Source organism: Singulisphaera acidiphila DSM 18658 (assembly GCF_000242455.2).
Classification (GTDB): Bacteria; Planctomycetota; Planctomycetia; order Isosphaerales; family Isosphaeraceae; genus Singulisphaera; species Singulisphaera acidiphila.
This window is the reverse complement of the sequence record NC_019892.1, coordinates 5,107,802-5,121,188: the sequence shown is the minus strand read 5'-3', so window position 1 is coordinate 5,121,188 and position 13,387 is coordinate 5,107,802. Positions and strand designations below refer to the sequence as shown.

At 59.1% G+C, this 13,387-nt stretch carries 12 protein-coding genes, 1 pseudogene and 1 riboswitch; of the genes and pseudogenes, 10 read left to right on the top strand and 3 right to left on the bottom strand.

Annotated features, from left to right (window positions below; all coding sequences use genetic code 11):
• Positions 1-185 precede the first annotated feature (185 nt).
• The 3 genes from SINAC_RS20115 to SINAC_RS20105 are packed head-to-tail and all read left to right on the top strand — an operon-like array spanning position 186 to position 4,074.
• The gene (locus tag SINAC_RS20115) at positions 186-512 is read left to right on the top strand and encodes a YciI family protein (RefSeq protein WP_015247439.1); all 327 of its coding nucleotides are present in this window, start codon (positions 186-188) and stop codon (positions 510-512) included.
• On the top strand, positions 509-1,810 hold the full coding sequence (locus SINAC_RS20110; RefSeq protein ID WP_015247438.1) for an RNA polymerase sigma factor: 1,302 nt from the start codon (positions 509-511) through the stop codon (positions 1,808-1,810). Before SINAC_RS20115 ends, SINAC_RS20110 begins: the two co-directional genes overlap by 4 nt.
• A 14-nt stretch (positions 1,811-1,824) precedes the next feature.
• Positions 1,825-4,074 carry an ATP-binding cassette domain-containing protein gene (locus SINAC_RS20105; protein ID WP_015247437.1) on the top strand — a complete coding sequence of 750 codons (2,250 nt, stop codon included), beginning with the start codon at positions 1,825-1,827 and terminating at the stop codon, positions 4,072-4,074.
• A 79-nt stretch (positions 4,075-4,153) separates the two neighbouring features.
• Here the strand turns inward: SINAC_RS20105 and SINAC_RS20100 are convergent, their stop codons facing one another.
• Positions 4,154-4,618 carry a hypothetical protein gene (locus SINAC_RS20100; RefSeq protein ID WP_015247436.1) on the bottom strand — a complete coding sequence of 155 codons (465 nt, stop codon included), beginning with the start codon at positions 4,616-4,618 and terminating at the stop codon, positions 4,154-4,156.
• 106 nt (positions 4,619-4,724) lie between these two features.
• On the opposite strand from SINAC_RS20100, the pseudogene SINAC_RS42165 reads away from it, so the two are divergent.
• The 3 genes and pseudogenes from SINAC_RS42165 to SINAC_RS20085 form a co-directional block, all read left to right on the top strand.
• A pseudogene (locus tag SINAC_RS42165) lies at positions 4,725-5,009 on the top strand (IS701 family transposase); the annotation flags it as partial.
• A gap of 907 nt (positions 5,010-5,916) precedes the next feature.
• The gene (locus tag SINAC_RS20090; RefSeq protein ID WP_015247434.1) at positions 5,917-7,392 is read left to right on the top strand and encodes a serine hydrolase domain-containing protein; all 1,476 of its coding nucleotides are present in this window, start codon (positions 5,917-5,919) and stop codon (positions 7,390-7,392) included.
• A gap of 51 nt (positions 7,393-7,443) precedes the next feature.
• Complete coding sequence (locus SINAC_RS20085) at positions 7,444-7,764, top strand: hypothetical protein (RefSeq protein WP_015247433.1); 321 nt, start codon at positions 7,444-7,446, stop codon at positions 7,762-7,764.
• 239 nt (positions 7,765-8,003) lie between these two features.
• Here SINAC_RS20085 and SINAC_RS20080 read toward each other — a convergent pair whose 3' ends face one another.
• Positions 8,004-8,297 (bottom strand): hypothetical protein, encoded by a 294-nt coding sequence (locus tag SINAC_RS20080; RefSeq protein ID WP_237722917.1) that lies wholly within the window; start codon positions 8,295-8,297, stop codon positions 8,004-8,006.
• A 125-nt stretch (positions 8,298-8,422) separates the two neighbouring features.
• Here SINAC_RS20080 and SINAC_RS20075 point away from each other — a divergent pair, with 125 nt between their 5' ends.
• From SINAC_RS20075 to SINAC_RS40020, 4 genes are all read left to right on the top strand, one after another.
• Complete coding sequence (locus SINAC_RS20075) at positions 8,423-8,665, top strand: hypothetical protein (RefSeq protein ID WP_044147227.1); 243 nt, start codon at positions 8,423-8,425, stop codon at positions 8,663-8,665.
• Between the two features lie 1,038 nt (positions 8,666-9,703).
• A complete protein-coding gene (locus SINAC_RS20070) occupies positions 9,704-10,411 on the top strand; it encodes a hypothetical protein (RefSeq protein ID WP_015247431.1) in 708 nt (235 codons plus the stop codon).
• Positions 10,411-11,001 carry a hypothetical protein gene (locus tag SINAC_RS20065; RefSeq protein ID WP_015247430.1) on the top strand — a complete coding sequence of 197 codons (591 nt, stop codon included), beginning with the start codon at positions 10,411-10,413 and terminating at the stop codon, positions 10,999-11,001. The genes SINAC_RS20070 and SINAC_RS20065 overlap by 1 nt, the downstream gene beginning before the upstream one ends.
• Positions 11,002-11,101: 100 nt before the next feature.
• Positions 11,102-11,650, top strand: a complete 549-nt coding sequence (locus SINAC_RS40020; RefSeq protein ID WP_015247429.1) for a hypothetical protein — start codon at positions 11,102-11,104, stop codon at positions 11,648-11,650.
• 186 nt (positions 11,651-11,836) lie between these two features.
• On the opposite strand, the gene ahcY is transcribed toward SINAC_RS40020, so the two are convergent.
• Positions 11,837-13,258 (bottom strand): adenosylhomocysteinase, encoded by a 1,422-nt coding sequence (gene ahcY, locus SINAC_RS20060; protein ID WP_015247428.1) that lies wholly within the window; start codon positions 13,256-13,258, stop codon positions 11,837-11,839.
• A gap of 19 nt (positions 13,259-13,277) precedes the next feature.
• Positions 13,278-13,368: riboswitch (S-adenosyl-L-homocysteine riboswitch) on the bottom strand.
• Positions 13,369-13,387: the final 19 nt, after the last annotated feature.

Here is a 13,387-nt window from a genome sequence, read left to right as displayed (position 1 = left end):
GGGTATAACCCGTGGCCCCCGGAGGACTTCCGATTCGCGCCGGGGTCCGCCGGGAGGGCGAGCGGTCGCGTCGATCATTTTTTTCCCGCGCCGGTGTCCGAACGGTTGCAGCTTGTTCGTTGTATTCACGTAAAGGCGGGGGACAGACCCCCGCCCGCGCATCCGAAACCGTTTGGAGTACCGTCATGGCGAAGTTTCTGTTCATCTTTCGCGATTCCTTGGTGAGCCCCGCCCAGCCGTCTCCTGAGGAAATGCAGGCTTTGGGAGCGGCCTGGGGCGCATGGATGCAAAAGTTCAGTGCGGCGATTTTGCCCGGTGGCGACGGATTGAAGCCAAGCGGCCGGCTCGTGAAGGCTGGGCTCGTGACTGACGGTCCCTATGTCGAATCCAAGGAAACCATCGCCAGCTTCTCGGTCATCCAGGCCGAAGACTACGACGCAGCGCTGGTGATCGCCCTCGAGTGTCCGGGCGACTATGCGATCGAGATCCGCGAAATGGCCGGCTACGCTTGAGCGAACCGCGCGCGCTGGTGGAACACTTTTTTCGCCACGAGTTCGGCCGGATCAGCGCCTTGCTGACCCGGTCGCTCGGCGTGCGCCGGCTCGAGCTCGTTGAGGACGTCGTTCAAACCGCGCTCGTGCAGGCCCTGGAAACCTGGTCTCGGCGCGGCGTGCCGGAAGACCCGGCCGGCTGGCTCTACCGCACCGCCCGCAACCTCGCGATCGACGCGCTGCGGCGAGAGCGAACCCACGCCCATGCCTTGCCTCGCCTGGCCGAAGACGCCGAGCAGGAATCGTCGCCGCCGATCGAAGCCCATTTCGCCGACGAGATCGGCGACGAACCGCTTCGCCTGCTCTTCGTCTGCTGCCACGAAGCGGTGCCGGCCGAATCCCGGGTCGCCCTCGCGCTGCGGACGCTCTGCGGTTTCAGCACCGCGGAGATCGCCCGCGCGTTGCTCACCACCGACGCCAACATCCAGAAGCGGATCGAGCGGGCGCGGGATCGGCTGCGCGAGCTGGACGTGGATTTTGACACGCCGGATGCAGCCCAGCTTTGCGCCCGGCGGGACGCGGTCCTCGCAGTCGTCTATCTCCTTTTCAGTCAGGGCTGCCACGTCACCCATGGCGACACGCCGATCCGCCGCGACCTGTGCGATGAGGCCCGCCGGCTGGCGCGGATGCTCGCCGACCATCCCGTCGGCGACGTCCCAGCGGTCCATGCCTTGCTCGCGCTGATGTGCTTCCACGGGGCCCGCTTCGACGCGCGCGTCGCTCTCGACGGCACCATCGTTTTGCTCGAGGAACAGGATCGCTCCGCCTGGAACTGGAGCGACGTGCGCGAAGGCATGGCCTGGCTCGCCAGGTCAGCCACGGGCGACGAGCTGACGCGCTATCACGTGGAAGCCGGCATCGCCTGGGAGCACTGCCGCGCGCCGACCTTCGCCGACACCGATTGGCGACAGATGGCCGAATTGTACGACACGCTCGATCGCATCGCGCCGTCGCCGCTGAACTCCCTCAACCGCGCGGTCGCCGAAGCTTACCTGCACGGCCCGCAAGCCGGCCTCGATCGCTTGGCCGCCGTTCTTCCGGAAAACGTTCCGGCCCGTTATCCCGGTTGGCACGCCGTGATCGGCGAGCTCCATTTCCGCCTCGGCCGATACTCCGCCGCCGCGTGCGCCTGGCGAGAAGCCTTGCACCTTACCACGGCCCGCGCCGATCGAGAATTCTTGCGTCGCCGCCTTGCCGCCTGCCAGCCCAAGGAAAAAGACGCAGACCAGACACTCCGTGAAATGGAACGAGAGATCTGATGAGGAGCGAATCCATGCCTCAGGAATACATTGAGATCCGCGGCGCACGCGAGAACAATTTGAAGAATGTTTCGCTGCGCATTCCCAAACGCAAGATCACGATTTTTACAGGTGTTTCCGGTTCCGGGAAATCGTCGATCGTGTTTGATACCCTCGCCAACGAAGCTCAGCGGCTGTTGAACGAAAACTTCAGCCTGTTCATCCGCAACTTCCTGCCGCGCTATCCTCAGCCCGAAGCGGATGCCCTCGAAAATTTGAGTATGGCCATCGTCGTCGATCAAAAGCGCCTGGGCGGCGGCTCCCATTCGACCGTGGGGACGGTCACCGATATTTACAGCATCTTGCGTCGCCTCTTTTGGCGCATCGGACAGCCCTTCGTCGGTCCGGTCAACGTCTTCAGCTTCAACGATCCGCAGGGCATATGCTCGAACTGCAACGGGCTTGGCCGCAAACTGGATGTGGACCTGGACAAGTTTCTCGACACCTCCAAATCGCTCAATGAAGGAGCGATCTTGTTCCCGGAATATGCAGTGAATGCATGGGGTTGGAGCCTCTGTATTGAATCCGGATTGTTCGATCCCGACAAAAAGCTTTCTCAATACACTCAAAAGGAAATGGATTCGCTGCTGTATAGTGAGTCCATCAAGGTCAAAACGAAAGTCGGTACCAAGGACATCAATCTGACCTTTCAAGGCATCATCGAAAAGTTTGCGTCCAAGTACATCAAGCGGGACATCAAAACGCTGTCGGAGCGTACGCAAAAGGCCGTCGCTCCGTATATGACGATGGGTCCGTGCACCCAGTGCAAGGGGACGCGTCTCAGCCAGGCCGTCTTGGAATGCAAGATCAACGGCCACAATATCGCGGAACTGGCCAACATGGAGATCACAGAGCTGATCGAGCTTGTGAAAGCCATGAAGGACCCGATTGCCCAGCCGATTGTCAATACGCTGGTGGAACGCCTGCAACACCTTGTGGATATCGGTCTTGAATATCTCAACCTGAACCGTGAAACCGACACGCTCTCCGGCGGTGAATCCCAGCGCATCAAGATCGTCAAACATCTCAGCAGCAGCCTGATGGACGTGATGTATGTCTTCGATGAGCCGAGCGTGGGCATGCATCCCCGTGACGTGCATCGCATGAATGAGCTGCTGCAAAAACTGCGAGACAAGGGCAACACGGTTATCGTGGTCGAGCATGATCCGGACGTGATCAAAGTGGCGGACCACATCATTGACGTAGGTCCACATGCCGGGCGGCACGGAGGCGAGATCGTCTTCGAAGGCAGCTATCAGGATTTGCTGCACGCCGATACGTTGACAGGGAGACACATCAGGCAGACCATTCCTCTCAAGGATAAGTTCCGCAAGCCAACAGGCAAGCTGCCGGTCAAAAACGCCAGAATCAACAACCTGCAGAACGTCAGTGTGGATATCCCCACCGGTGTACTCACGGTCGTGACAGGCGTCGCTGGCTCGGGAAAGAGTTCATTGATCAACCAGGTCTTCTTGCGGCAACATCCCGATGCCATCGTCATCGACCAATCGGCCGTGGGCGTTTCCAGCCGCTCCAACCCGGCCACCTACACGGGCATCCTGGATGACGTGCGCAAGGCATTCGCCGCCGCCAACAAGGTCAACGCATCGCTTTTCAGCTTCAATTCCAAGGGTGCCTGCGAAAACTGCCAAGGACTCGGCGTCATCTACACCGACCTGGCCTTTCTGAGCGAAGTGAAAACGCCCTGCGAAGTCTGTGGCGGCAAGCGTTTCAAAGACGAAGTGCTGGCCTATAAGCTGAATGGCAAATCCATCAGTGACGTGCTGGCCATGAACGTGCAGCAAGCGCTGGAGTATTTCGCGATCAAGGAAGTGCTTCGCAAGCTCCAAGCCATGAGTGACGTGGGGCTGGATTACCTGAGCCTGGGTCAGCCGTTAAGCACGCTCTCAGGCGGCGAATGTCAGCGCATCAAGCTGGCCAGCGAACTGCACAAGCAGAGCAGCGTCTACGTGATGGACGAGCCCACCACGGGCTTGCACATGTCCGACATTAGCCACCTGCTGAGTGTCATGAATCGTCTTGTGGATGCAGGCAATACGGTGGTCGTTATCGAGCATAACCTCCATGTCATCAAAAACGCCGACTGGATCATCGACATGGGTCCCGAAGGCGGCAGCAAGGGGGGCAAAATTATGTTTGAATGCACACCCAAAGAACTGCTCAAGGCGAAGCAGTCGCTCACCAGCGCGTACCTTCAAGGCTAATCCTGCACTTGCAGAGAGATCTGTACTTTCCGCAATTTCATTGCATTCTGATGGCCTGCGGAGGGATCCTATAGGGTGGCTATCGAACGTTGATTGCGTCGCCCGGCAAAGCCGAATACATGACCAATTCGCACAGCCAACGGGCCGCCACGCCGCTACGGGGTTGTACTCCACAGTCGGCCGTATGGAACAACCGGCCCGATCGACTGACCGAGGAGTACCAGGCCCCACCGCGACGGGGGCCGTGGAGATGCTCCGCGTGGGCGTGCATGTCGCCGACCGTCGCCCAGCAATCGTCATCCAGGTCGCCGTCCCACCGCATCCCGGCCGAGGTCGGCGCCGGGTGACCAGGGCGCCATAGGAGTGTGCCACACGCGACCAACAAGTCGATCAACCCAGCCAGCCAGGAAGCATCTTCTCGGGCGGAGTAGCGGATCGCCACCCACGCGGACTCGAACGCGACCGCATCGCCGTGGGTGACGCGGAAATCCCAGCGTGGCGAGCGGCCTTTCGGTCGAGCGTACTGCCACACCTCCACAGCCATCCATATCTCCGTCTGGCACGCCTTGAAGTAGACGGGGGCCGGCCCGAGCGGGACGATGGCAGTTACCACATAGAGCAGAGTCGGCCCCCGATGATATCCTCTTCACTTGACACCCGCACCGTACCAGTGGTTCGCCCGACTCGCCGGCCTCTCGATCGCCGGTCCACCCCAAGGCTCGCCCTCCTGTTCCTCGGAGCCAAGCTCAGCGATCGATTCCAGTCCTGCTCCCTCGCCCTCGACGACACCACGACGAAGCATTATGGGCCGCAGATCCAGGGGGCCGGCGTGCATCACAACCCGACACCCGGCCCAGCCGGGTCGCTCTTACGTCCACGGGCTGCTCGTCAACCACAAGGCATGGGGCACAGTCGCCCTGCCGCTGCTGGCCCAACGTTCAATCATTTTGTGCCGATCGCAGGCATACAATAGCCTTAGCTAGATTGGCCAAGCATCAGAACGTGCTCACCGGCTGGAGCGAGCGATGAGGTTGCCCAGATTCCAACTGCGAACACTGATGGTTGCCGTGGCCATAGTCGCCTTGATTGCCTGGGCCGGCAGGATGATGAGGCTTTCGGCCGTTTACCAACGTCGTGCCGACACGTACCAGATGTACCTGTTTAGAATCGAGTCACCCGGGGTTCGTGGTGGGTGGAGGCCCCCCCCGACAGAACACGACAGGTGGGCCAATCATATGACGAACAAGTACCGGAATGCCGCCCGCTACCCTTGGCTTGTTGTCACTCCCGATCCTCCCGAACCTGCTCACTTTCAACGCTTCCCGGCCACCCCTTACCCCCGGCCTTCTCTTGGTTTCCCATCCTCCCGATCCAAGGAGGACTGAGCCCCCGATACAGCTTCCACAGCTCACGTCGTAATGGCTGATGGTCGCGGCGGCGGGAATGCGCCAGCCAACCGACGGCGGCGGAGCAAAGCAAGGTCGCCGAGGCGGGATCGGGAACCGTCGTCTCCGTCAAGCTCGTGAGTGTGCTGGCGAACAAGACCTGGACGCGGTTCGGGGCCGTGACCTTTGAGCCTCGCCTGCTGAGAATTCAGAACGGGATGCGTATACTGACAGAGACCATCTCCGAATCCAATGTGGCTTTCAATCCCTATGATTACGGGGCCAGTCCGTCCGCTCGCCAGGTTATCCCGCTGAGCAATCACACTCCGCAGCCGACCTCTCACATTTTTTCGAGTTTCTCTTGCGGCTCCTGTAAGAAAGGACCGAGAGCACCCACTAATACTGTCGGCGGGTGCCCCCCTGTGTCATTCCGCAAAGGTCATGCGAGATCCGCTTCATGAACAACTTGCTGCCCCTTTTCGTGGTCGGCTGCGGCCTGTGGCTCTCGTTTCTGGGAGTTTGGGGACGACTCTCCACCTTTCGCACAGGCAGCGGGGCTGGCTCGGCGGGGGAGCCGACCTCGAGAGCGTCGGCGGCCGTGACCGTGAAAGCGAAGGTGCCCACGTCCCTCCGAATCAAACAAATCGGCGGCCTATTCTGGTTCTGCATGGGAATCGCCACCCTCTGGTTTTCCGGCATCCGCGATCCCAGGACCCGGCCGAATTCATGGACCTTGGCATCCGTTGGCCTGTTCTGGGTGGTCATCGGCGTTTGGGAGTTCCTCACCACCGTTCCCAGGCGTGTCAGACGACAACTCTTAAGCGAGGAAAACGGGCGACTTGCCGAGATCGTGACGCAACATGTCGAGCAAGCGTTCCCAGAGGGACATGTTGGCCTCGTTGTCGGTGCCATTGCCAAGGACGAAGAAATCCTGTTGGGGTTCGGCGCCCGTCAGGTGAGAGGTTCGCAGCCTCCCGACGCGGACACCGTGTTTGAAATCGGCTCCATCTCCAAGGCTTTCACGGGAATCCTCCTGGCCCAACGGATTGAAAGCGGAGAGTTGGAACTCGACGACCGCATCGCGGAGCTGCTACCGGAAGGATGGTCGCTGTCGGAGCCAGCGCGGGAGATCACGCTGCGGCATTGCACAACCCATACGTCGGGATTCCCCCGACTTCCGGCGAACTTGCTTGGCATATCCGACGTGTTTCATATGCTACTTGGCGGCGATCCGTATCGCGACTACAGCGAAGAGGAATTTCGCAACGCGTTAGCCACGGTCAAACTGACATGCGATCCGGGGACCGAGTGGGGCTACTCAAACTTCGCCGCCGGCCTCCTGGGGTTCGTTCTCGCCACGCAAAACGGAACAGATTACGAGACGCTTGTAACAAGCAAGATCTGCCAGCCCCTCGGAATGCATAGAACCACAATCACCAATGACGATTGGCTTCGAGAGCATATGCCCGCGAACTACCGATTCGTTCTCAATCTGGGTCCGGCGAGTTTTGGGCTGAAAAGCGACGAGTGGCAGCTTCCGAATCATCTCGCCGGCGCGGGCGCGATTCGCTCAACAGGCCGTGACATGATGACGTTTCTCAAAGCGAACATGGGCCTCATTCCTACCCCAATCGACGCAGCAATCCAGCGCTCGCACCAGGTATTATTTCAAGAGCGTGCCGATCGGGCGATGGGAATGAACTGGATTCGATCGTTCGAGAGCGCCATTTCGCAGAATATCATCTGGCACAACGGTGGAACCGGCGGCTTCAGGACTTATCTTGGATTTACGGAGGATCATCAATACGGAGTTTTTGTGTTGTCGAACACGGCTATTGTTGGTGTCGACGCATTGGCGGCAGGAATCCTCAAAACACTTGTCCGAGATCAGGGTCCCGTAAGCCTGCCACAAAGCATGGCTACGCCAAGGTAGCCCCAATCGTCCAGGTTCAGTTCGGCAAGCGGATCAGGAGTCAGTGCGCCCATGAGCGATGAGCCGAATCCTTACGCCGCCCCTGCCTCGCCGATTGTCACGACCCGACCGAAGAGTCCGAGGCAACCGACCCCCATCGGCCGGCTCATCTACCTCGTCGGGTGGACATGGCCGCTTGTCCTTGGCCTGTGTGGAGTCGCTGCGGACAGGGTCCAGATCCCCACTCTCACGAAAGTCGCCCTCTCGTTCGCCTCGCTGCTGCTGCTACCGGTACTCGTGACGCGGTATGGTGGCCAATGGCGGTGGGGCTGCGCCACGTTTCTGGGGGCTTACTGCCTCCTGAGCGTCGTGGTCATGTGGTTCTGGAACTGAGCGTCCGCTCGCCTCCATGGGAGGCATGGCCACCAAGCGAGCAAGCGAGCAAGCGAGCAAGCGAGCAAGCGAGCAAGCGAGCAAGCGAGCAAGCGAGCAAGCGAGCAAGCGAGCAAGCGAGCAAGCGAGCAAGCGAGCAAGCGAGCAAGCGAGCAAGCGAGCAAGCGAGCAAGCGAGCAAGCGAGCAAGCGAGCAAGCGAGCAAGCGAGCAAGCGAGCAAGCGAGCAAGCGTCCCGAAACTACGCCACTTTCAACGCTCTTACGTGTGCCTCGGCGATCGCCAAGTTCTGCACGGTCGCGGCGATGGCTTGAATCGTCTCCGCTTCGCGGGTGAGGTGCGCCATGGAGATCGAATCCAGGTCGTTGATCGCCCCCTGGATCGACTGCCCCAGGGGGAGCATGACGGGCGCATAGCGGCTGGCGATGCGGTTCTTCTCCGAGTCGGGCAGCGTCTGCTGGGGCCGGAACGACGCCATCAGGCTGTTGCGCCAGTCGAAGAGCCGCTTGCTCAGGACCGGTCCGATCCCCGGCACTTTCTGGTTGCTCAGCAGCGGCACGCCTGAGAAGAGGGGGGCGGCCCATCATCAGCAGGGGGAAGACCAGCGCCGCCAGGGCGAAGAGGTCGTGGTTAGGCGACCGGTCAAGGCTTGCGAAGTTCTTGCCGGGCAGTTCGGGCGGCGCATATCCGGCACGCCCACTCCGCAGTGGCGAGCCGAGCCGAGCCGAGCCGAGCCGAGCCGAGCCGAGCCGAGCCGAGCCGAGCCGAGCCGAGCCGAGCCGAGCCGAGCCGAGCCGAGCCGAGTGGACGCGGATGAGCGTCCCCAAGGTTCGCACGCCGCTGGTCCATCTGCTCAAGGTCCGCGTGTGGGACGTCGCCGAAATCCTGAGATGGCCCAAGTAGCGCCGGGAGCGGAACCGGCGCGTTGCGATCAGCCATCGCAAGCGGCGGCGCGGCGAGTAAAGGAGAGCAAGGGAACCTGCACTCTCTATGAATGTGGGAAGGCAAATCAATCAGCAGTCGCATCAAATCCGATGGACGTATTCCATAATCCCGAAAACACTTTACTCGTTATAGACAAAGAAATTAAGTCAAAAAAATCTCACAATCGAGAAATTTTGCTTATGCAACAAATTGCCACCTCATCGACAAAACTGTTTGAAGCGCAGCAAGTTAACTCGCGTACGCTAATCACCCAACTGACACTGGACATGTGTATTTATAGAGGGCGTGTTTTTCATCTTGTGGGCGAAAGGACGAAATCGGGATCTTGGGCTCGATGCCACGATCCCAAGGCCGGCAGATCCACAGAAATGGTTCCTATCTAGTTGGCTGTTATTGGGTTATGGCAAAAAAAAGGAATCCGGCTCCCTGGATGCCCCGTAGGAAATGAGACTCAATGGAGCGGAAACCCGAACCAGCGGTATGCCCTTTTCATTTGCCCAAAGAGGCTCCGGCGAGAAGCGTTGAGCAGCAAAGCTCACACAAACAGCAGGCTTAACTTCCTTCCTGGCAATGGGTTAAAATAGAAGCAAGATCCATCAAGACGAATTAGGGGCGGAAAAAGAATGGGAGGATCGAAGCAACTGTTTTGTCGATAACTGACAATGGATCGGATGACATCAAATAGAGTTTCAGCAAAGCCAAGGGTCAATTTCAACCTTCGATCCAGCAACCTCGTCGGGGAAGTGATTCCCAGAAAACAAGAGGGACTTTCAACGGCCGATGTCACCCGCAGGGTCACACCTGCAAGCGAACGGCGTTCGGTTGCAGAAACGGAGGGACTTTCAGCGGCCGATGTCGCCCGCAGGGTCGCACTGGGTATAATTGATTTCGTCGTGTTTGCTTGATCGCCTTGTCTGATTAGGGGGAGAGTTGTACCATCCCCGCGCCAGACTTCGTAAGAAAATCTGGGGACAAGGCGGGACGAGGAGGTCTGCGGTGCTCGAATTCAGGACCATACAAATTCGGACGGTCCTGTTCACACCGGGGTTGCGGTTTCGCAACGGTCGAGTTCTTGCCCTTTTCCTTTCCAAGCACGGAGACTTGTTCGGCGGAGAACCATTCTCCATAGATCTTCCGGAGGATATGCCGGAAGTTCCCCGAGTCGTCCTGAAGAGCGAGGATTCACTGCTCCAACTTTTGGCCGGGCCCAGTCGACTTGACTTATGTCGTCAGAAACAGGCTGATGAGACGGAAGTCAATATCACCGCCCACCTGAACCTTGCCAGCCGCCTTTTCGCCGAGTATCTTGATGATCTTTGTGTCGAACAGGGGCGAATTGCCTGCGTCGTGACCAGAACGGCACCGAGTGAAAACCCTGCTCAAGCTATCTCCCGGCATTTTTGTCGTAATGAGTGGTTGGAAGGTCCAATCAATCGACCGACCGGATTTGAACTGCATGCACTGAAGCAGTACACACGACAAGAAATCGATTTGAATAGCTGGTTTCGCTGTAGGTCGGGTCATCAAACTGCGAATGCAACGTCCCAAGACGTGATTGCCATTGAGCAGGATCTGAACACAGCAGACAACGAAGCAGCCATGCGAAGGTTCAATACCGACCGGATGCAAGATTTTTTCCGGTTGGCACCAGATGAGCTGGAGAATATCCTCAAGCTCTACTTCCCTCCGAGGAAGGCCCACTAATGGCAGCCGCTACCTCGATGATATTCGACCGTGAAACGAGCTCCACTCCGCCTCTTGGAGAAGTTGAGTTCGGACGTCAGGGATCCGAGTTTTGTGGCCGTCCCACTCCTAACACATTGCAGTCGTTGATGTTGTGGCCAAATTCCATTCGCCGCGCGATTGTCATGCTTATTGAGACGAGTTTGTTCTCCTGGTCAAAACAGGTGGGCCGGCCATGTGGGGCCGTTGCGGCTCCGAAAGAGATCGGCCCCGGTCCTCGCCTGCAAGAACATCGAAAGTACTTGCAAAAGCTTGAGCGTGATGGCGAGATCAGCACCGAGCTTGAAAACACCGCCTGGAGGATTCTGCTCGACTTACTGGATGCGGCTGGCTCCTCCTTGGCAATCCCCGACGCTTGTCCGGGCTCCGATGGACAGTTGCTTTACACGTGGGACCAGGCCGAGCATCATCTGGAACTTGAGATGTTTCCTGATAGGCACGTCGAGTTCTTTTACCGGAATCGTCGCACCGGAGGGCTTTGGGAGCACGAGCAGGACGTTACCGACGGGCTCCCTTTGGACACCATTGCCAAGCTGCGGCTTTTCACCTAAGTCTTCTGACGGCAACAGCTTAAGACAGAAAATTCGGCATGTCACGGTGTAGGCTACTTGCCTGCACCGTGTCTCATAATACGGACGACAAATAGCGTCAATGAACGACATCCATCCAGGCGATGACGGTGATCCATTACCCACAGGAGAATGGGTTATCAGGCTGGTGAAACTGTCGAAAGACGGCTACGTTAGTCCGGAGATGTTTGAATTATCCACAAATGAGAAAAATGCAATACCTCCTCGTTTATCGGTCTGGGCCGAAAAATTAACAAGCGACGAGCAGGCATGGCAACTAACCGGATGCAACTTATCGAAGAATACGATAGCATCTCTAAATATCGACACAATTCGGTCTCTCGTTCCAGAGCCAAACTCGCCCGAGACCCATCACCTGGAAGTAGAGTGGGAACCTAAAAGACTCAGAGATGGGGAAGGGAAGTTGATTTTGGGCGAGGACGGTATGCCCATTCTCGATTCAAAACCGGGAGCGAAGGGGCACGCTGGCATTCGGTATTTAAGGGAAGGAACAAAGGCTCAATACAAGAGTCTTCGCTCACAGTTAGCAGAAAAGGCTAACCAAAAACTGCGAACCATTTCGTCTGGGATCCCTGACAATCCCTACGGCGACGTCGCCATGAAGCATTGATTGTTGCCACTGCGATCACGCTTCCTCCACCGCATCCCCCGCCACCCACTTCACATGCTCCCGGCCCCGGCAATAAACACCCCCGCCAACTCATACACAACTCCCCGTGGGACTCGAATCAAGGCATCCGACCTGGATCAAGGCGGCGGCAGGGGACGTCGCCCCCTGCCGCGCCAGAAAGCCGAATCAATAGCGGTAATGCTCGGACTTGAAGGGGCCTTCCTTCGGGACGTGGATGTAGGCGGCCTGTTCCGGGGTCAGCTCGCTCAACTGGACGTTCAGCTTCCTGAGCTGCAAGCGGGCGACATGCTCGTCCAGCTTCTTGGGCAGGACGTAGACGCCGACGGGGTACTTCTCGTTGTGCTGCCAGAGCTCGATCTGGGCGAGGGTCTGGTTCGCGAAGGAGGAGCTCATCACGTACGAGGGGTGGCCGGTGCCACAGCCGAGATTGACCAGGCGACCCTTGGCGAGCAGGATGATCCGCTTCCCGTCGGGGAAGATGATGTGATCGACCTGCGGCTTGATCTCCTCCCAGGTGTATTTCTCGAGCGACTCCACGTCGATCTCGTTGTCGAAGTGGCCGATGTTGCAGACGATGGCCTGATCCTTCATCTTGGCCATATGGGCATGCGTGATAACCTTGTAGTTGCCGGTGGCCGTCACGAAGATGTCGGCCTTGTCGCTGGCATACTCCATGGTGACGACGCGGTAGCCTTCCATCGCGGCCTGCAACGCGCAGATCGGGTCGACTTCGGTGACCCACACCTGGGCCGAGAGGGCGCGAAGGGCCTGGGCCGAACCCTTGCCCACGTCGCCGTAGCCGGCGACGACGGCGATCTTGCCGGCGACCATCACGTCGGTGGCTCGCTTGATGCCGTCCACCAGCGACTCGCGACAGCCGTACAGGTTATCGAACTTCGACTTCGTGACCGAGTCGTTGACGTTGATGGCGGGGAACTTCAGCTCGCCACGCTTGTGCATCTGATAGAGGCGGTGGACGCCGGTGGTCGTCTCCTCGGTGACGCCCTTGACGGCGGCGAGGTTCTTGGCGTACCAGCCGGGCTGCGAGGCGATCCGACTCTTGATGGCGGCGAACAGGACGCGCTCCTCCTCGCTGGAGGGCTTGTCGAGGACGGAGATGTCGGCCTCAGCGCGGGCGCCGAGGTGGAGCAGCAGGGTGGCATCCCCGCCGTCGTCGAGGATCATGTTCGAGTGCCCGCCGTCAGCCCACTCGAAGATCTTATGGGAGTAGTCCCAGTACTCCGTGAGGGACTCACCCTTGTAGGCAAAGACGGGGATCCCAGCGTCGGCGATGGCGGCGGCAGCATGATCCTGGGTCGAGAAGATGTTGCACGAGGCCCAGCGGACCTCGGCGCCGAGGGCCTTGAGCGTCTCGATCAGGACGGCCGTCTGGATCGTCATGTGGAGCGAGCCGGTGATCCGAGCCCCCTTGAGGGGTTGGCGCGAGGCATACTCCTCGCGGATCGCCATCAGGCCCGGCATCTCGGTCTCGGCGATGGCGATCTCGCGGCGGCCCCAGGGGGCAAGCGCGATGTCGGCAACGTGGTAATCTTTGACGGCAGCTGGCTTTTGCGCAGTAGCGGACACGTTCAAAGTCTCCTGAAACGATGAACGGGCGCCGTTGCACAGTAGTATGATCCATCCCATCGAGCCTGGCAGGAACGCCTATGCGTACCGTCGCAGCGCCCCTCAATGGAATGGCGTTGGCTTGCTGAC

Bases quoted from the DNA above. Each gene is read 5' to 3' on its own strand.
- SINAC_RS20115 (WP_015247439.1), top strand. From the start codon at position 186: ATGGCGAAGTTTCTGTTCATCTTTCGCGATTCCTTGGTGAGCCCCGCC.
- SINAC_RS20090 (WP_015247434.1), top strand. From the start codon at position 5,917: ATGAACAACTTGCTGCCCCTTTTCGTGGTCGGCTGCGGCCTGTGGCTC.
- SINAC_RS20085 (WP_015247433.1), top strand. From the start codon at position 7,444: ATGAGCGATGAGCCGAATCCTTACGCCGCCCCTGCCTCGCCGATTGTC.
- SINAC_RS20065 (WP_015247430.1), top strand. From the start codon at position 10,411: ATGGCAGCCGCTACCTCGATGATATTCGACCGTGAAACGAGCTCCACT.
- SINAC_RS20105 (WP_015247437.1), top strand. From the start codon at position 1,825: ATGCCTCAGGAATACATTGAGATCCGCGGCGCACGCGAGAACAATTTG.
- SINAC_RS20100 (WP_015247436.1), bottom strand. From the start codon at position 4,618: ATGGCTGTGGAGGTGTGGCAGTACGCTCGACCGAAAGGCCGCTCGCCA.
- SINAC_RS40020 (WP_015247429.1), top strand. From the start codon at position 11,102: ATGAACGACATCCATCCAGGCGATGACGGTGATCCATTACCCACAGGA.